The following is a 17,226-nucleotide window of genomic DNA, read 5'->3' as shown; positions in this document are numbered from 1 at the left end:
GTGTCTCCTGCTTGTTGTCTATCGTGACGAGCGCCCGCAGGCGCCCACTGAGTGCTAGTCCGAACCGAGGCTCAGCGTGTTGCGTTGCCGCTTCTCTATCGACGATTTGAGCAACGCCGCCGAGCGGAAGATGCCGTGCGCGAACTTGCCGTAAGGCAGCGTCGCGAACAGCGCCATCACGACGCCGAGATGAATCGCGAGCAGCATCGGCATCGCCGAGGTCGTTCGGAGTGCGAGCAGCGCGAGCCCCGATGCGCTGGTCAGCAGCAGGAGCGCGATGAAGCCGCGGTCCATCGGACGCTGACGGGCATCGCCCCGCTCCGGAACGCGTTTCAGGTTCAGCCACAGGAGGCCCGCTGGCCCCGCAATCAGTCCGATGCCGCCTGCCGTTCCCAGCAGCACCGGCACGCTCAGAAACCGATACGGCGCCTCCAGACCGAATGCATAGTGATAGAGCGTCGCGACCGCGGTTGCCGCGAAGCACAGCATGAATCCGTAGAACGTCAGGTGATGGAAACGGCGCCGCGCCAGCGTGAAGGCATCGTTCTCTTCGTTGCAGCCGTCACCGTGGCCGCCGTCCAGGTACTTGAGCGTCAGTGCGTTCTTCGCTGCTTCCGCGACGGCCGGCGCGCTCGCGCTCGTCGTTCCCGCCGACACGTCGCGCCAGAAGCGCGTGACGCCCACAGCGAGCGCGAGCATCGCAAACAGGAAGACGATGCCGAACATCGCCGCGAGCAGGTTGTGCGGGAAGATCGCGTAGAAGTTCGCCGGCGCGATATCACCCGACGAGCCGCCGTGCAATGCCGTGCCGAGCACGAGAAACAGCGCGAGCCCCACCGCCAGTGCAACCGACAGCGTCAGGCCGTTGCGCTTGTACAGCGCGCCGAACGACGCCGGAAACGCGTATTCGGTGTAGGTTTCGAGCCGGACTTCGGCCATCGCTTTCGGCACGTTCACGCCGAATTCGTGCGGCGGCGCGTATTGGCACGCGTGATAGCACGCGCCGCAGTTGTGGCAGAGATTCGCCAGGTAGTTGACGTCCGCCTTGCCGAATTCCAGGCGGCGCGTCATCGCCGGGAACACGGCGCAGAAGCCTTCGCAATAGCGGCACGCGTTGCAGATCTGCATCTGCCGCGCCACTTCGGTTTCGCCGGCGCTCATCGGCACAATGGGGATCACCCGCGCCGTGCTGTCGTGTGACGTTTTTTTCCTGTCGACCGATAACGCGGTGTGCGGGCGTTCGGGTGCGAGCGAATCAGACTGCTGCATGGGTTGCCTCCGTTGTTTCGAGCGCGGCGCGCGCGGCCTGCGTGCCGGCAATGCGCCCGAAGGCCGTGCCGATCGACATGCCGACGCCCGCTGTATAGCCTTTGCCGAGCACGTTTCCGGCCATCATTTCGCCGGCCACGAACAGGTTCTCGCTGGCGTTGCCGCCGAAGTGGACCTGCGCGCGATCATTGGTCTTGAGACCGAGATACGTGAACGTGATGCCTGGCCGCAACGCATACCCGTAGAACGGCGGCGTATCGATGCGGCGCGCCCAGTGCGTCTTGGGCGGCACGAGGCCTTCGGTGTGGCAGTCGTCGAGCGCGGTGTGGTCGAACGTGCCGTCGCGGCATGAATCGTTATAGCGCGCGAGCGTTTCCATGAAGCGCGCTTCCGGCAGCCCGAGCTTGCGCGCGAGTTCCAGCAGCGTGTCGGCCTTTTCGCCCGGGAACACCGGTGGCATGAAGCGGCCGATCGCTTTCGAGTCGATGATCGAATAGCCGATCTGACCTGGCTGATGCGCGACGAGCCGCCCCCAGATCGCATAGCGCTTCGGCCAGAAATCCTCGCCTTCGTCGTAGAAGCGCTCGGCGTCACGATTCACCACGACGCCCAGCGACACGCAGTCGATGCGCGTGCAGATACCGCCGTCATACAGCGGCGCGCGTGCATCGATCGCGACGCAGTGCGACTGCGACGGGTCGCCGATCATGTCCGCACCGGCGTCGCTCATGTGCTTGATGAGCACGCCCTTGTTGAAGCGCGTGCCGCGAATCAGGAAGTTGTCGGCAGGCCATTCGCCGCGCGCGTTTTGCCCCCACGCGTCGCGCAGCCATTCGCGATTCGATTCGAAGCCGCCGGCCGCCAGCACGCACGCGCGCGCCTCGAAGCGCCGGCTGCCGCTGCGCGCCGCGATGAAGCGGCTGCCGTCGAGTTCGAGCGAATCGATAGGCGTTTCATAGCGGATATCGACGCCGAGGGCTTCGGCGCTGCGGTAATACGCGTTGACGAGCGCCTTGCCGCCGCCCATGAAGAACGCATTCGTGCGTGCCACGTGCAGCGCGCCGGACAGCGGCGGCTGGAAGCGCACGCCGTGCTTCTGCATCCACGGCCGACACGACGACGACGCGCGGATCGTCAGCCGCGCGAGATGCTCGTTCGTGATGCCGCCGGTGACTTTCAGCAGGTCCTGCCAGAATTCCTCTTCCGGGTAGGCATCGACGAGCACGTCTTGCGGCGCATCGTGCATGCAGCGCAGATTGCGCGTGTGTTGCGAGTTGCCGCCGCGCCATTCGCGCGGTGCGGATTCGAGAAGCAGGACCGAGGCGCCCGCTTCGCGCGCCATCAATGCCGCACACAGCGCGGCATTGCCTCCTCCGATTACGAGCACATCGACCATTGGATTCGTCTCCTTTCGGACGCATCGTAAGGGTCGCGTGCCCGCTTCGCTACCAGCCAGCCGTCAACGGGTCTTCACGTTTCGTGAAGAGTCGGACTCACGCAGTCGGGCGCCGGGCCAGCGGCCTTCCCGCACCAGTTGACGGGCGACATCGGCGAGGACCACGCGCGCGGCGAGGCCGGCGGGAGACAGTTCGTCGTCGGAGATGCTGGCGATCATGTTGGGCCGCGCCGCATATTTCTCCGCGACGGGCACGCTCGTCAGCACCATATTCTCCGGCCTTGCGAGCGCCGCGCCCGGCTGTATCGTCGCGCCGATGCCGGTGCGGACGAAGTCCATCAGCAGCGCAAGGCCATCGACTTCGGCGACGATGTTCGGCTCGTACTCGGCGCGCCTGAACGCTGATAACAGCAGCGAACGCGGCCCGTGCGTACCGCTGGGAAGGATGAGCGGAAGCCTGCCGAGATTTTTCAGCCGGACGGATGGGCTCGTCGGCATGCCATCGAGATCGCCCGCACCGATCAGGAACAGCCGCTCGTCCAGCAGCGGCAGCACGCTCCAGCGTTGCGCGGGCTCCTCGCGAAACAGCACGGCGAGATCGATCTGGCGCGCGCTCAGCATGGACGCAAGATAGCCGGAGAGACTTTCGACCATGTGCAGCCGCACGTCGGGATAGCGCGTGCGCATTGCCTGCATGAATGCGACACCTAGCACGCTGGCCGTACTCGGCGCCATGCCGACGCTGACATGCCCCGACAGACGGGCCGAGCGTGCAGCGAGCGCGGCATCGTCGATATGACGCATCGCGAGTTGGGCCTGTCGCCAGAACGCCAAACCCGCGTCGGTCGGAACGACGCCGCCCGACGTGCGTTGCAGCAGACGCGTGGACAGTTCGCCTTCGAGACGGCTGATCTGCTGACTCAATGCCGAGGTCACCACGCCGAGTTCCAGCGCTGCCTTGCCCATGCTTCCGTGTTCGACGACGCTGAGAAAATAGCGTAGTTGTCTGAGTTCCATTCCGCGATCGGTCAGAGAGATTGGGGCGAGCTCGTCGGCCGCTACACACCGAAGAACGCCAGCCCTGCGAGGACGACGCCGACCGCTGCAGCCCCCATCGACAGGCGTTGCATCCATGGGCGCCGCGTGAGAATCGTGATCGCGGCAAGGGCGATCGAGATCTGGATGATGGTCGTGGCCTGCGCCCAGCGATGGTGCCGGTGTAGCCGCGCCTCGCTTGCAGCATTGCTCTTCACGACTTCCTGCTCGAGCGCTTCGGCGCGCGCGCGGATCGGCTCCTTCTCTGCGCGATACCGCGCCGCGTCTGTTTCGAAACGCTTTCGTTGCGGCGACCCTTCCTGGCTCAAGGCCGCACCGAGCTCGGCTAGATTCTGCTTTTCGCCCTTTGCCTGGTAATAAGCCCACAGGTTGGCCGCCTCGGTTTTCTGGATCGCGGCCTCGTTCTTGTGCAGCAATGCGAAGTTCTCGTCCGCACCGCTCTGGTATGCGGAAATCGCACCGATGCAGGCCAGGACGGCCGTCATCACCGCGATGCGCGCCGCGCCGTGGTTTTCTCCATGCGCCGCATGGTGCTCTACCGCATCATCGTGCGGGCCGTGAACTTCGAAATCGTCTGGCATAACGGAAAGGTTCGCATGAGTTGAATGGGCTTATACGCGCTTCTCACGCACGTGGGAAGCGGGTAGCACACGCGGTGGCACTATCGCTGGGTCGCAGGTCGGTTGCGGCAGTCCGTTCGCGCGAAAGTGAGAACGAACTGACGATGGGCTGCGGCCCCTCGCGCTGGTTGCGCGCCGACTCCCGCAGAAAAAGGCGACGGTTCGACATTGTGAATGAATTGCCGGCTACAAAGTGCAAGTCGACAGCAGTCGCCCGTGTCATGCACGACACGATTATGGAAAATCGAACGACCGATCATGGTGCCTCACCGGCGCTCGACACAGTCGGTCGCCGTCGTTATGTACGTTGTGCGCACGAAATCTGCCGTAAGGACATTGAAACAAATGGCGGCTGATGCGCCGAACCGCCGACGCGGAACATTGACCTCCATCGACCATCCGACGCGAGGCTGCGAAGGTCTGACAAGGCCGGGAGCACTTCTTGCTGCCCGATGAGCGGCAGCGTTGTCGAAGGGACGAATCATGTCTTTGGTATCGGTCGAAACACAGCCGGCGAAACCTACGTCGGCCATTCGCCGAGCCGCCTCGTCGATACGCTGCGCGGGCGCATATTGCGAGACCGGGAATGGGAACGGGAACGGTCCGCCGCCGGTCCGATCGGCGACCGCGCACCGGAAACAACGTTGAGGTCATGACATGTACCGGGTACCGCTGTCGGTATTGAGGCCGACCCAAATCACGATCGGGATGGACTACGTGCATGCGAAGTCGCTGATCACCGCTCGCTACACCGGCACCCGGCTTGAGCGGTTCATGCGAGATCACGCGGTGCGCGTCGTCGTCGGTCCGCACAACGCGCTTTATATCGTCGACCATCATCACTGGGCGCGCGCGTGGCTGGATCTGGGTTATGTCGACGCGCCGGTTACCGTCGTCGCCGACTTGCACCACCTCGGGCGTCAGCGCTTCTGGAAGAAGATGCAATCGAGGCGCTGGGTGCATCCTTTCAACGAGAACGGCCGGCGACGCAGCATCGACGACCTGCCACCGACGATCCACGGGCTGATCGACGACCCGTACCACAGCCTCGCGGCGTTTGCGCGGCACGCAGGCGCGTACCGCAAGCCCACGCATGCGTTCGTCACCTTCGTGTGGTCGGATTTCCTGCGCAAGCATGTGGCTGCGCCCGACAAGGAAGCGGGGTCGTTCTCGTTGGCGTTGCTCAGGGCCATCAAGATTGCCCGCAGCAAAGCCGCCGAACGCATGCCGGGCTATCTTGGCGACAAGCTGTCGTGATCGGTGCGGCGGGTGGGTTCCATCGGCAGCTTTCCCGGCGGGAGTTTGCAGTGATCGCGTATAAGCACAAGCACATGTGGTGTCGTCAAGGGCCTGCCGTCCAGACGACAGCGTGGCCCGCCCCGTCCGCTGTGTATGCCACGCCGGTCACATTACCCTCGTTGTCAATGCTCGTCGCATAGCTGTTGCGGCCACCGGACAAAGTGCCGAGATCCGTCATCACGCCGTGATCATACAAAAAGCGTGGGTATTACCATTCGCCGTTTGCGATTGACCCACCACCTGGCCCGACGCGTTGATGTTGTTGGCGAAGCTGCTTCCGCCACCGGGCAGGGTGCCGAGGTCCGTCATCACGCCATGGTCATATAAAAAAGCGTGATATTGCCCGCTTTTGATCGTTGCATAGCCAACTACTTGGCCAGGGTCGTTGATCCCAATGGCGGCACCGAATCCGCCACCACGGAGAGTGCCGAGGTCGTTCATCACACCGTGGTCATACAGAAAAGCGCGCAAGTCCCCAATTGCGGGATAGGCGTAGCCGGCTATTTGTCCCCGGTTGTTGATAGTCTTCCCGACACTGAAGCTCCCGCCCGGCCACGCGACCGTGATTCACGCGCGATCGCATCCGTGCGGAAACTCATCTGGTTCAGCGCATCGTTCCAGTCACGGCTTGGGCCATCGGGTTACTGGATATTGAGTGTAGTAGTCAGGAACTGCCTAACAGCGTCTCGAGCCTCGGTTGACGCCTTCTGGTTGTAGCCAATCGACGGCCCCCGTTCCACACAGGCGTCGCTGTAGGTAAACGGCTGCTTTGTTTTAATGTTAATGATTTGGCCGTTGTCTGCTTCTGCGAGTTGACAGTTTCGTGTCGTTTGCGCTTGCGGCAACTTTGTAGGTTGCTTGACAGCCTGCCAATCGAACACGTGCAACGCGTCCGGATATGCCGTGAGTTTGACCTCGGTCCCTTTCTTCGCAGCGAGTCGTTCGACATATGCTCGGCAGGGCGCAATCGGAGCATAGTCATCGGCTTCACCGTGGAAGATGCGCACGGGTCGAGCAGTGATGTCCTCATCATTCCTGTAGGTCACGTTGCAAGTCGGATAGAACGCCAGATAAGCGGCGAACTCGTGGCCGGACGCAGGGCCGTGCATCCGTTGAAATCGTTTCAGTGCGGCGTAGAGCGCGGCGCTGCCGCCTCGCGAAAATCCCATGAGCACGATTCGCGCCGGGTCAACCTTCGGATGTTTCTCCAAAAGCTCAAGCGCCCGGTACGCGTCTTCGATTTGCACCAATCGGCCAATCTGAGACTGGTCGTTGTTGACACTGCTGATGCCGCGACCGGAGAAACTATCAACAACAAAGGTGGCAACGCCCATTGCCAGCAGGTCCTGTTCCCAATCGGTCACATAGCTCGATATACCACCTGAGCCGTGTAACAGAATCACCAAGGGAAAGCGCTCGCTTCCGGAGCGTGGCAGGCGAAGCTCGCCAGCTAAGGTCACCGGCTTGCCATCTTTGCGGCCAACCAGAAATTCCTGGTCCGTCAAAGTCGTCGACTGAAGGGCGAGAACTTCCATTCGGGCGACTTGCGGGTAACCGGGTTGCGACAGCGTTGCGGCAACAAGGACGAACGCAAGCGAAATCACGTGTCGCGGATGTGACCGACGTCTTTCGGTTGTGAGCATGGCCGCGCCTCCCTCAAATCGGTCAAGACCTGCTTGAACGCAGAGTAGCCCACGCCACACGGTGAGCTATTCTGGTTTCCCCTTGAGACTTGAAGCGAGCAAAGGTACTGCGCACAAATGGCGGCTCGGCGGTTTGCCGACGCTCGCAGCCCTGGCCGAACACTACCCACTTACCCGTCAACTCATGAAGCAGTCGATCAAAGAACCATCCCCCGAAGACGGCACCGATCGCGGTCGAGTTCCGCGTTCGCAGAACGGGTCACTCAGGACTCACTGGCGCAGCCCGAACATGCCGTGCCACAGAGCGCTGAAAAAGTCCGTATGCGCGTGCTCGTCGCTCCTTCGCGCGTCGCTCTTTGGCGCCTGCGCCGATGCCGCCTGCGTCGCGCCTTCGTCGCATTCCGGCATCTGCTCATCATGCTGCCCGTCCCGCGATGCACCCGGCTGGCGCGACGCGTGCAGCTCGACCACGCTGCCGGCAATGCGCTCGGCCAGTTGAACATCGCAATCACGGCCGAGCAGCACACCGAACACGACGTCGCGGTTGTGCCCTTGCTCGGCGAAGCGCATCGCGCACGCCACGAACCGCTCATATTCCGCTTCGCGCTCGGCCTTCAAGCGCTCCTCTTCTTCGCGAAGCTGTGCTTGACGGAGCATTTCCTCTGCATAAGCGGTGTCATAGACGCGGCGCAGCTCCGGGTTCGAGAGAATCGCGTATGCCTCCTTGATCTCCTGAAATCGCGCATGCGCTTCCGCTTCGCACCCGACGTTGCGGTCGGGATGCGCTTTCATCGCTGCCTTCCGGTAGCCGCGCTTGATTTCCTCGTCGGTGGCGTTCTCGGACACACCGAGCAATTCATACATTGTCGTCATCGTGCGTCGGAATGAAAGTCGGATCGCGTTGATCGTAGCATGTCCCGGAGCGCCAATCCGTCGGGTCGAGAATTCACCAGTTCCGACACCCTGAGTGCAGGTCGGCAGCGCTTCGGCAGATGAAGAAATCGGAATCATTCTCATCGGAACGGCCGTTTGCCGACTGGTGCGGCCGCTCGCATGTCCGAATGAGCAGGCAGGCTGACGGCGCTTCATGGCCGAACGCGGCCGGCCGCCGCTCTGCAACGCGCGACCGACGCGGATCGCCCCTCTCCCGCCGTGCGCAGCCGCGTTAGCACTACGACCGCTGCATGGGAAAGCGGTCGTCCGTGTTGTCAGGTCGGCCGCCTCGTACTCCGCGATTTTGTTGAAGAGGGACGTCGACGTGCTCAGCCGAAGAATTCGACTGCGCCAGTCCGAAGGTTGTACATCGCGCCAACGATCTTGATCGTTCCCGTGGTCTCGAGTTCGGCGAGCACGGGGCTACGCTGACGAATGCTGTCGATGGTCAACTCGACGTTCTTGCGCGACACGGCGTCCACGAAAGCATAGTTCGTTGCAGAGCGATCTCCCTCGTAGATCGTTGCCTGCACGGCGGGTTTGATCTTGGCTAACAAGCCGGTGAGATTGCCTAGCTCGGCGTTGGCAATGGCTCCCTTGATCGCGCCACAGGCCGTGTGTCCCATCACGACGACTACCTTTGCGCCAGACAGTTTGCATGCGAACTCCATGCTGCCAAGGATGTCGTTGTTTTCGATATTCCCGGCGACACGGCAATTGAAGACATCGCCGATACCGAGATCCATGATCACTTCTGCTGGCGCGCGCGAGTCGATACAACTCAGCAGCACTGCGGCGGGATACTGCCCGGCTGAGCTCGCCCTCTGCTCTCGCAAATAATTGCGGGCTTTCCTCTCGCCCCTTTGAAAGCGCGCGTTCCCCTGGTTCATGACCTTGATTATCTGTTCCGGTGTCATGCTGTCGCGCTGTGCCTTGGTCAATGCGTCGGCGCGTGCGGGCTTCGTAAAGAGTGGTCCAGCGGCGAGCCCAACCACGGTGGCGGTGCCGGCAAGCTTGAGAAAATTCCGGCGACCTGAGCCTCTGTATTGCCTCGGATACTCGAATGTGTCGCACATGACGTTCTTCCTCGCTTTTGCCAACTGGCGCCCACGGTTCCAGCATGTCCTGATCACCACGCTCGCGGGAGTTACTGGAAGTGGCCGATCGTCGCCGCAGCCCTGACGGAGTTTGAAGGCTACTATGTCCGCCGCAAGGGATCGATTCAATATAGGCGATCGCTAGCCGCGTTCAAGTGAAGTGAAAGGATTGGTCATCGCTTTCTGCAGCGCATAGTCAGCCTGAAGCGACGGATGAGTTCCCTACATGGCCGAACGCCGACGTTCCTCCCCGACATTCCCCGTAAATCCGCGAGAACCAAAAAAAGCCCGGCAAAGCCGGGCCAATCAGATTGAGACACAAGGAGAATCCCGCCCACCCCACACCGGGCGGTCACGCCGCGCTACACGACGTTCTTTTCGACGATCGGCCGGTTTTCCAGCACTCGCGCCCAGCCGAGCGACGACAGGTCGAGCGAGTCGTACCGCCCGCCCAGAATCAGTTCACTCACCCCGCGCCCGGTCGCAGGCCCCTGCTGCAACCCGTGGCCGCTATACCCGTTCGCGAACACGACGTTGTCGAGGTCCGGGTGATAGCCGATGATCGCGTTGTGATCGAATACGTTGTACTCGTAGTAGCCGGACCAGCAGTTCTCCACGCGCAGCGCCTCGAACTCCGGCACGCGATTCGCGAGCGTCGGCCAGATCACTTCGTCGAACAGGTCGTGATCGACCTCGTCGAGCGGCAGGTCGTCCGGATCGCGATCCGGGCTCGGCGACGTCCCGCAGATATACGTGCGCCCTTCCGGCCGGAAATACACACCGGTCGGATCGATCAGCAGCGGACAATCGGTCAGCTTCGCCGGCGACGACACGTTGAAGATGCTGCGACGGCGCGCATACACGGGAATATCGATGCCCATCATCGCCGACAGCGTGCGCGTCCACGCGCCTGCCGCATTGACGACCGTGTCGCACGCATAACGCTCGCCGTCGCCCGTCACGACATGCGTGATCTTGCGGCCGTCGCGCACGACCGACTTCACGTCGGCCGGCACGTAGCGCGCACCGAGCGCCTGCGCCTTCTTGCGCAGCGCCTGCACGAGCCCGTAGCCGTCGAACCATCCTTCGCCGCTCACGCCGTACGCGCCCGACACGAGATCGTCGACGTTCAGCCACGGAAACTTCGCGCGCAGCGCATCGCGATCCATCAGGCGAATATCGGCGCCGAGCCTGGTCTGCAGCGCGTGGTTCTCGCGCAGCGTCGCGTCGCCCGCGGGCGTCGCGAGAAACAGATACCCGCCTTCGTGCAGATCGATCGACGGCCGGCTGCCGTCCACCTCGAGCCGCTCGCCGATATTGCGCAGGAAGTCGATCCCGAACAGCGACATCTCGATCGACAACGGCGTCGAGAACTGCTGGCGAATCGACGCGGCCGACAGCGCCGACGACGACTTCGCATAGGTGGGATCGCGTTCGATGACGGTCACGGAAACCGTCGGATCGGTAGCACGCAGGAAATAGGCGATCGAGCTGCCGATCACACCACCGCCAACGATGACGACTTGAGAACTCACGACTGACTCCAGTTGCACATATAAGGCGCGGCCAGCCGGCCGCGCCCGAAAATTGTTCATGCCGCGTCGTGCGCGGCGCCGTGCGCGGCAGACCATGACCACGGCGAGTCGCTCCGACATGCGCCGCGATCGCATCCGATCGCGTTGGCTATTTCAGCACGTCCGGGCGCGCCGCGGAAGCCGGCGCGCGTTCGGGTAATTCGGGTGTTCAGTTCGCCGTCTGCGTGGTGACCGGCTGCCACGCGGCGTTCTTCACTTCATACAGCGTCGAGCTCGGGTTCTTCAGGTCGCCCGTGTTCGTAAACGTGATCGTGCCGGTGATGCCGTCGTAGCGCGTGCTCTTCAGCGCGCCGTTGAAATCGGCCGGCTTCGTCGAGTTCGCCTTCTGCATCGCGTTGATCGCGATCCACGTCGCGTCGTACGCAAACGGTGCGTACGCAAGCATGTCGACGCCGTACTTCTGCTTGAAGCTGGTTTCGAATTGCTTACCCTTCGGGAGACGCGCGAGCGGCTGCCCGTATTCCCACACGGACGCGCCTTCGGCCGCGTTGCCGGCGAGCTTGATGAAGTTCGCGTTCATCACGCCGCCGCCGGCCAGGAACTGCGCGCGAATGCCGAGCTGGCGCATGCGCTTGACGAGCATCGCCGACTGCGCGTCGAGGCCGCCGAAGAACACCAGGTCGGCGTTCGTGCTCTTGATCTTGGTGAGCTGCGCGCTGAAGTCGACGGCCTTGTCGTTCGTGAACTCGCGCGCGACGATCGTGCCGCCGTTGGCCTTCACGGCCTTCTCGAATTCGTCGGCTTCGCCCTGGCCGAACGCGGTGCGATCGTCGATGATCGCGATGCGCTTCGCCTTGGTCACGCCCGCCGCATACGCACCGGCGTTGCCGGCGTTCTGCCCGTCGGTGGCGATCACGCGATACACGGTGCCGAGCCCGGCGCGCGTGATGTCGGGATTGGTCGCGGACGGCGTGATCATCGGAATGCCGGCCTTCGCGTAGATCTTCGACGCGGGCAGCGTCGTGCCCGAATTGAAGTGGCCGATCACGACGGCAACCTGCGCGTCGGTCAGCTGCTGCGCGGCCTGCACGCCGATGCGCGGATCGCTCTGGTCGTCCTGCGACGTGACGACGAACTTCACCGGCTTGCCGCCGATCGTCGTGTGCGCGGCGTTCGCCTCGTCGACGGCCATGCGCACGCCGTTCTCGATGTCCTTGCCGTACGCGGCGCCACCGCCGGTCAACGGCACGGCGACGCCGATCTTGACGACCGTCTCCTGTGCGTGGGCCGTGCCCGTCTGGAACGCGAACATCGCGGCGGTCAACGCAATGCCGGAAAGCGAACGAATGCGGAACGTCATCGGCCAATCCTTCTCTTCGGTGTGTCGGAATGCGACGCGCGACTGCCGCGCGCCGGCGACCTTTCGCGTGCTGGCGGATCGCCGCGGCTCCGTCTCCGGGGAACCTGTCAGCGCGAAAGAGGTGAACCGATTGTGGGTAGCCAATACGCGTGCGGCAAACGAAATATCGGAACTACGTAGTGAGGAATTATCATCAACTGCCGTCGCGTCGGACGATGGACGGCCCGCGCGACGGCGGGCCGGGAGGGGAAATATCAGGCGGGTGCGCGCGGATGCCTTTGCACCAAGGCTGCGCCGGGTAATGCCGATGGCGAATCAACGTCACTTCGGGTTGGCTCGGCGTGTCACGCGGCCGCGCCAGTTGTCACGTGCCGCGATCGCGCATTCCGGCCGAAGACGCGCGGTACGTCAGTGCCGGTCGATGTGCGTGTCGATGCCCGTATCGTTACGCACCGCATCGGCCGCCTCGCCGGCCTTCTCCTGGAGCTTGCCGGCCTGCTGCTCCGCCACGCCTTCGGCTTCCGTCTCGCGATCGCCCGTCACCTTGCCGAGTGCTTCCTTGACCGAACCCTTCACTTGTTTGAGCTTGCCCTCGATGCGATTCCTGTCCATGGTCGTCTCCTGCGATGATTTGGGGAGACGGCAATGCGGCTGCTTGCGGGCGCCCCCGCGCCGCACCGCCGAGTGGACAGGATCGCAGCCGCGCGCCGCGCAGGGCAGATGCGGATGCACCAGTCTGCGTGGTGCATTCGTACCGATGGCGCGGGGTGCGCGGATGTGCGCGACGCACCCAATACGCCACATCGCGCCGCCGAGAGCGGCACGCTCGGCATCAGTCCTTGCCGTTCGCGCCGCAGCCCTTCTCCCCGCGCGCACCGTTCGTCTCGGCCGCGCCGACGATGCCGCGCTCGCGCGCCCACACGATCGCCTCGCCGCGGCTATGCACGTCGAGCTTCGCGTAGATCGTCGCGACGTGATTGCGGACCGTATTCGGCGCGAGCCCAAGGCGTCCGGCGATTTCCTTGTCGGCGAGACCATGACACAGCAGGTCGAACACGTCGCGTTCGCGCGCGGTGAGATCCGACAGCTGCGCGCCCGCATCCGGCGCATTCGCGCGCCGCACGTTCGCGAGCTTCTCGATCAGCGTGCGGCTGAACCACGACGCATCCTGCATCGCCGTCTCGATCGCATAGACGAGCTCCATTTCGGTGCGCTTACGGTCGCTGATGTCGAGCAGCGCGATCAGCAGGCAATCCTGCCCGTGAATCGCGACCGGCTCGGCCGACACGACGCAATCGCGCACGTCGCCGTCCTGCGTGCGGATCTGCACGTCGGCGTTGCGCACGTTGCCGTCTCGCGCGAGCTGGCTGTCTAGGTGCTGCCGCGCGCCGCGTTCGGCCCACAACCCGATCTCGTCGGCGGACTTGCCGAGCAGGTCGTCGCGCGTATGGCCCGTCATCGCGACGAACGCATCGTTGACGTCGAGCAGCTCGAACCCGTCGGCCGTGACGATCGCGGTCGCAACCGGCGCCATCCGGAACACCTTCGCGAACCGCTCCTCGCTCTGGCGCAGCGCGAGTTCCGCCTGCTTGCGCGGCTCGAGATCCATGAACGTGAACAGCATGCACGCCTCGCCGTTCATGTCGATCGGCTGCCCGGCGACGACCACCGCCTTGGTGCTGCCGTCCGCGCGCTTGAGCACGGCCTCCATCTGCGGGATCGTCGCGCCCTCGCCGAGCCGCTCGATCGCGAGCTCGCGCTGCTCGGCCTGCTCCAGCACATCGATCTCGTAGACGGAGCGGCCGAGCACGTCGTCGCGCGCGTGGCCCGTCATGTCGAGGAAGCCCTGATTCACCTTCACGTAGCGCAAATCGTCGAGCCGGCAGATCACGGCGGGCGCCGGGTTCGCGTTGAACGTGCGCTCGAAGCGCTCCTCGGCGCTCGCCCATTCGGTCGCGTCGTGCAGGACGAGCGCGAGACAGTCCGGCTCGCCGGCGGCGTTCGTCAGCACGAGGCTGCGAATCCGGTGAACCCAGCTCAGGTTCTCGTCGGCGGCCGATTCGACCTCGACCGTCACGTCGCTGAACTCCTCGCCCGCGATCACGCGGTCCATCGGATAGTGGCCGTCGCGCAGCGGATGATTGTTCCGGTAACGCAGGCGAAAACGCTCGCGGTACTCGGTGACGTCCGCACCGAGCGCGTCGAGCTCGGTGACACCGTGCATCGCGAGCGCGGCCTCGTTCGCCCATACGATGCGCTGGTCGGGCTCGATCAGGATCACGCCCTCGGTCAGCCCCGCGATGATCTGGTGCAGTTGGCGCCGGTCGGTATGCGACTTCAGCGCCTGCTCATTTACTCGTTCGTCCATTGATGGGTGGTCCACGTCGTCAGCTTGGTTGCCGGTGCGGTCGCATCGTGGCCGGCACGCGCAGGCCAGCGCGCGCGGCGATGATCGCGTGCCGCCGATACGGGCGACAGACGCGGATGCACTACGCCCAATAGTACATTCGCATGCAGCTTCGACACGTGCGTTACCGCGCCGAGCGGCGCAACAGGTCTCCCGCGCCTGTTGCCGCGCGTTGTGCCCGCAACAGCAGCATCTCCCATTCCCGCGCTGGATACTGTCACAACGTGCAAACGCACTAGCGAACCCGGTGAATTTGCGCGATGTCCGCGTGCGTTCGCGCCGGTACGCTGGTACTGCATCGGCGCTCACGCGCTGCCCTTCCATACCGCAGAGGAGGACCACTGATGAAACAGCATCAGACACCCGATCCGACGCGGCCCGAACCGGCCCCGGACCATCCGCCCGAACCATCGCCCGGCACCGACCCGCCGGTGCCGCTGCCGCCCGACGTGCCGCGCCCGGACATGCCGCCGCGCGAGCCCGGCTACGACACGCCGATCGCCCGTTGACGGCCCGGGAACGCGACGTGCGTCGCGTTCGTCGGTTCATCCGCCCACCTAGCCAATCGAAGGAGAAATCATATGAAGAAGATCTCGCACCTTTCGACGCTGCTCGCCATCACCGCGGCCCTCGCGCTTTCGGCCGCGCCGCTCACGAATGCACAGGCCGCGTCGTCGTCGGCCGACAGCGGCATGACGAACGGATCGGATCAGCCCGTGACCGACACGTGGATCACGACCAAGGTGAAGAGCGAACTCGCGACCGCCAAAGGCGTGAAGAGTACCGACATCAGCGTGAAGACGGTGGACGGCGTCGTGACGCTGACGGGCGTACTGCCGTCGAGGAGCGCAGTGAAGAAGGCGGTCGCCGTGACGCGCTCGATCAAGGGCGTGAAGCACGTCGACTCATCCGGCCTGAAGGCGAAGGCCTGAGCTATCCCGCGGCCAACCGCCGCGCTTTTCTCCCCCAATGAGACAGGAGCAAACGATGAACGAAGACAAGATCAAGGGTCAATGGAAGCAACTGACCGGCAAGCTGAAGACCAAGTGGGGCAAGCTGACCGATGACGACCTGCAGGTCGCCGAAGGCAACCGTGAGTATCTGGTCGGCAGGATCCAGGAGCGTTACGGGATCGCGCGCGACGAGGCCGAGCGGCAGCTGAAGGATTTCGATCGCGAGCTGTAACGCCGTAACGCGCGGGTCGTCTCAACCGGCCGCGACGTACGCCACGTCGCGGCCATGCGGAGGACACCAACATGGGCAAGTATCTGATCGCATGGCTGCTCGGCGTACCGATCGGGCTGCTGGTGCTGTTCTTTCTGTTCACGCACCTCTTCTGACGAACGCGGCGCCCATGCAACGAAAACGGGCCGGCGGCTGATCTCAGCCGCCGGCCCGCCTGTTTTTACGCGCGGTGCACGAGATGCACGCGGCGCGATATACCGCGCTTACTTCGCGTTCGCCGTCATCTTGAAGATGCCCTGCGCGTTGCCCGCATCGAAGCGCAGGTCCGTCACCCAGCGGCGCGCCGTCTGGTCGAACGTGCGACGGCGCGTGATGAATTCGTAGAACGAACCGGGCACGTTGCGCGTGATTTTGCCGCCGTCGCGCGTGCGGAATTCGCGCTCGACGATGTCCGCGCGATAGGCCGTCTGGAACACGCGGCCCGAACGCGAGCGTTCGACTTCCGGCTTCATCGGCCGGCCCTTCGCCTTCTCGTCGTCGGACAGCTTGAACACGTCGATCACGCGATCGGTCGCGTGGTTGAACGCGTTGCCTTCGGTCGCGATCCACGCCATCTCGGCCGATTCGAGCAGCAGCGTCTCGTAGTCGAGTTCGCTCGGCACGTCGTGCTGACGCGCGAATGCGCCGACGATTTCAGGCAGCAGCGCGTGCGCGGCGTCGAGCGACAGCCACCCTTCGCGCTCGATTTCCCACAGCAGCGCGACGGCCGCCGGCGACAGCGGATCGCGCGACGAGCTCACGACGTTCGTCACGGCCTGCTGGAATTCCTTCGAGAAGCGTTCCGGATGCAGTTCGCTGACGAAGAACTGCGCGATCTCGTCCGGCGCATCTTCATGCGCGTACGCGCGGCCCGTCATGCCGAGCTTGTCGAGCGGATAACGGCCGTTCAGCCGGAAGCCGAGCGGACGCAGGATGCGCGTGAACGCGGCTTCGCCCGGCGGCAGTGCGCCGGTATGCGGCCAGCGCACCGTGCGCAGCGCGCCGTGATCGAAGTACACCGAACCGCCGTTTTCGACCGCTTCGGCCGTATAGGCGCGACCGTTCGCCGAACGTTCGAGCAGCCCTTCGAACAGCGCCATGTTCATCGCCTGCGCGATTTCCGCGCGCGTGACGACGTCGGCTTCCCACTCTTCGAGGATGGCCGGCATGTTCAGGGTCGCGAACAGGGCGTCGGTCTTCGCCTGTCCCAGCAGCTTCGTCAGCAAGCTCTCGATATTCGGATTGCGCATCAGGATTCTCGTGTCGGGGGACCGCCGGCAAACGTGCCGGCAACTCGGTGGCCGGCCGCCCGGCGGGCGCCTGACCTTGCACGGAAAGCATTATTCAAAGGGTTGCAGCGGGGCGTAAAGCGAGATTAAATTGACAC

General features: G+C 63.9%; 17 protein-coding genes. 4 read left to right on the top strand and 13 right to left on the bottom strand.

Annotated elements, in window-relative coordinates:
• Positions 1-54: 54 nt before the first annotated feature.
• The 4 genes from tcuB to O1Q03_RS17790 all read right to left on the bottom strand — a co-directional run bounded on the left by tcuB (position 55) and on the right by O1Q03_RS17790 (position 4,302).
• Complete coding sequence (tcuB, locus tag O1Q03_RS17805; RefSeq protein ID WP_269505091.1) at positions 55-1,269, bottom strand: tricarballylate utilization 4Fe-4S protein TcuB; 1,215 nt, start codon at positions 1,267-1,269, stop codon at positions 55-57.
• Positions 1,256-2,665: an FAD-dependent tricarballylate dehydrogenase TcuA gene (tcuA, locus tag O1Q03_RS17800; protein ID WP_269505090.1), complete on the bottom strand. Its 1,410-nt coding sequence runs from the start codon at positions 2,663-2,665 to the stop codon at positions 1,256-1,258. Before tcuA ends, tcuB begins: the two co-directional genes overlap by 14 nt.
• Positions 2,666-2,728: 63 nt before the next feature.
• Complete coding sequence (locus O1Q03_RS17795) at positions 2,729-3,682, bottom strand: LysR family transcriptional regulator (protein ID WP_269505089.1); 954 nt, start codon at positions 3,680-3,682, stop codon at positions 2,729-2,731.
• 41 nt (positions 3,683-3,723) lie between these two features.
• Positions 3,724-4,302 (bottom strand): DUF4337 domain-containing protein, encoded by a 579-nt coding sequence (locus tag O1Q03_RS17790; protein ID WP_269505088.1) that lies wholly within the window; start codon positions 4,300-4,302, stop codon positions 3,724-3,726.
• A 696-nt stretch (positions 4,303-4,998) separates the two neighbouring features.
• Between O1Q03_RS17790 and O1Q03_RS17785 the strand changes: the two genes are divergently transcribed.
• Complete coding sequence (locus O1Q03_RS17785) at positions 4,999-5,598, top strand: ParB/Srx family N-terminal domain-containing protein (RefSeq protein ID WP_269505087.1); 600 nt, start codon at positions 4,999-5,001, stop codon at positions 5,596-5,598.
• A gap of 219 nt (positions 5,599-5,817) precedes the next feature.
• On the opposite strand, the gene O1Q03_RS17780 is transcribed toward O1Q03_RS17785, so the two are convergent.
• The 8 genes from O1Q03_RS17780 to O1Q03_RS17745 all read right to left on the bottom strand — a co-directional run bounded on the left by O1Q03_RS17780 (position 5,818) and on the right by O1Q03_RS17745 (position 14,576).
• Positions 5,818-6,162, bottom strand: a complete 345-nt coding sequence (locus O1Q03_RS17780) for a hypothetical protein (protein ID WP_269505123.1) — start codon at positions 6,160-6,162, stop codon at positions 5,818-5,820.
• A gap of 119 nt (positions 6,163-6,281) precedes the next feature.
• Positions 6,282-7,283, bottom strand: a complete 1,002-nt coding sequence (locus tag O1Q03_RS17775) for a dienelactone hydrolase family protein (RefSeq protein WP_269505086.1) — start codon at positions 7,281-7,283, stop codon at positions 6,282-6,284.
• A 270-nt stretch (positions 7,284-7,553) separates the two neighbouring features.
• Positions 7,554-8,156 (bottom strand): J domain-containing protein, encoded by a 603-nt coding sequence (locus O1Q03_RS17770; RefSeq protein WP_269505122.1) that lies wholly within the window; start codon positions 8,154-8,156, stop codon positions 7,554-7,556.
• 389 nt (positions 8,157-8,545) lie between these two features.
• Entirely contained in the window at positions 8,546-9,292 is a 747-nt protein-coding gene (locus O1Q03_RS17765) for a carbonic anhydrase family protein (RefSeq protein WP_269505085.1), read from the bottom strand.
• 383 nt (positions 9,293-9,675) lie between these two features.
• A complete protein-coding gene (locus O1Q03_RS17760) occupies positions 9,676-10,848 on the bottom strand; it encodes an NAD(P)/FAD-dependent oxidoreductase (protein WP_269505084.1) in 1,173 nt (390 codons plus the stop codon).
• Between the two features lie 208 nt (positions 10,849-11,056).
• Positions 11,057-12,208, bottom strand: coding sequence for a branched-chain amino acid ABC transporter substrate-binding protein (locus O1Q03_RS17755; protein ID WP_269505083.1), 1,152 nt, complete (start codon positions 12,206-12,208; stop codon positions 11,057-11,059).
• A gap of 408 nt (positions 12,209-12,616) precedes the next feature.
• Positions 12,617-12,820: a CsbD family protein gene (locus O1Q03_RS17750; protein ID WP_269505082.1), complete on the bottom strand. Its 204-nt coding sequence runs from the start codon at positions 12,818-12,820 to the stop codon at positions 12,617-12,619.
• 220 nt (positions 12,821-13,040) lie between these two features.
• Entirely contained in the window at positions 13,041-14,576 is a 1,536-nt protein-coding gene (locus tag O1Q03_RS17745; RefSeq protein WP_269505081.1) for a helix-turn-helix transcriptional regulator, read from the bottom strand.
• 383 nt (positions 14,577-14,959) lie between these two features.
• On the opposite strand from O1Q03_RS17745, the gene O1Q03_RS17740 reads away from it, so the two are divergent.
• From O1Q03_RS17740 to O1Q03_RS17730, 3 genes are all read left to right on the top strand, one after another.
• Positions 14,960-15,124 carry a hypothetical protein gene (locus O1Q03_RS17740; RefSeq protein WP_269505080.1) on the top strand — a complete coding sequence of 55 codons (165 nt, stop codon included), beginning with the start codon at positions 14,960-14,962 and terminating at the stop codon, positions 15,122-15,124.
• Between the two features lie 72 nt (positions 15,125-15,196).
• Positions 15,197-15,547 carry a BON domain-containing protein gene (locus O1Q03_RS17735; protein WP_269505079.1) on the top strand — a complete coding sequence of 117 codons (351 nt, stop codon included), beginning with the start codon at positions 15,197-15,199 and terminating at the stop codon, positions 15,545-15,547.
• 55 nt (positions 15,548-15,602) lie between these two features.
• On the top strand, positions 15,603-15,800 hold the full coding sequence (locus O1Q03_RS17730) for a CsbD family protein (RefSeq protein WP_269505078.1): 198 nt from the start codon (positions 15,603-15,605) through the stop codon (positions 15,798-15,800).
• 263 nt (positions 15,801-16,063) lie between these two features.
• Here O1Q03_RS17730 and O1Q03_RS17725 read toward each other — a convergent pair whose 3' ends face one another.
• Entirely contained in the window at positions 16,064-17,089 is a 1,026-nt protein-coding gene (locus O1Q03_RS17725) for a DUF1338 domain-containing protein (protein ID WP_269505077.1), read from the bottom strand.
• Between the last annotated feature and the right edge of the window lie 137 nt (positions 17,090-17,226).

It is taken from the genome of Burkholderia sp. IMCC1007 (assembly GCF_027257875.1).
GTDB lineage: Bacteria > Pseudomonadota > Gammaproteobacteria > Burkholderiales > Burkholderiaceae > Burkholderia.
This window is presented reverse-complemented; position numbering and strand designations above follow the sequence as displayed.

Excerpts from the sequence above, each read along its gene's own strand:
- tcuB (WP_269505091.1), bottom strand. The coding sequence starts at position 1,269 with ATGCAGCAGTCTGATTCGCTCGCACCCGAACGCCCGCACACCGCGTTA.
- tcuA (WP_269505090.1), bottom strand. The coding sequence starts at position 2,665 with ATGGTCGATGTGCTCGTAATCGGAGGAGGCAATGCCGCGCTGTGTGCG.
- O1Q03_RS17795 (WP_269505089.1), bottom strand. The coding sequence starts at position 3,682 with ATGGAACTCAGACAACTACGCTATTTTCTCAGCGTCGTCGAACACGGA.
- O1Q03_RS17790 (WP_269505088.1), bottom strand. The coding sequence starts at position 4,302 with ATGCCAGACGATTTCGAAGTTCACGGCCCGCACGATGATGCGGTAGAG.
- O1Q03_RS17785 (WP_269505087.1), top strand. The coding sequence starts at position 4,999 with ATGTACCGGGTACCGCTGTCGGTATTGAGGCCGACCCAAATCACGATC.
- O1Q03_RS17775 (WP_269505086.1), bottom strand. The coding sequence starts at position 7,283 with ATGCTCACAACCGAAAGACGTCGGTCACATCCGCGACACGTGATTTCG.
- O1Q03_RS17770 (WP_269505122.1), bottom strand. The coding sequence starts at position 8,156 with ATGACGACAATGTATGAATTGCTCGGTGTGTCCGAGAACGCCACCGAC.
- O1Q03_RS17765 (WP_269505085.1), bottom strand. The coding sequence starts at position 9,292 with ATGTGCGACACATTCGAGTATCCGAGGCAATACAGAGGCTCAGGTCGC.
- O1Q03_RS17755 (WP_269505083.1), bottom strand. The coding sequence starts at position 12,208 with ATGACGTTCCGCATTCGTTCGCTTTCCGGCATTGCGTTGACCGCCGCG.
- O1Q03_RS17750 (WP_269505082.1), bottom strand. The coding sequence starts at position 12,820 with ATGGACAGGAATCGCATCGAGGGCAAGCTCAAACAAGTGAAGGGTTCG.
- O1Q03_RS17745 (WP_269505081.1), bottom strand. The coding sequence starts at position 14,576 with ATGGACGAACGAGTAAATGAGCAGGCGCTGAAGTCGCATACCGACCGG.
- O1Q03_RS17740 (WP_269505080.1), top strand. The coding sequence starts at position 14,960 with ATGAAACAGCATCAGACACCCGATCCGACGCGGCCCGAACCGGCCCCG.
- O1Q03_RS17735 (WP_269505079.1), top strand. The coding sequence starts at position 15,197 with ATGAAGAAGATCTCGCACCTTTCGACGCTGCTCGCCATCACCGCGGCC.
- O1Q03_RS17730 (WP_269505078.1), top strand. The coding sequence starts at position 15,603 with ATGAACGAAGACAAGATCAAGGGTCAATGGAAGCAACTGACCGGCAAG.
- O1Q03_RS17725 (WP_269505077.1), bottom strand. The coding sequence starts at position 17,089 with ATGCGCAATCCGAATATCGAGAGCTTGCTGACGAAGCTGCTGGGACAG.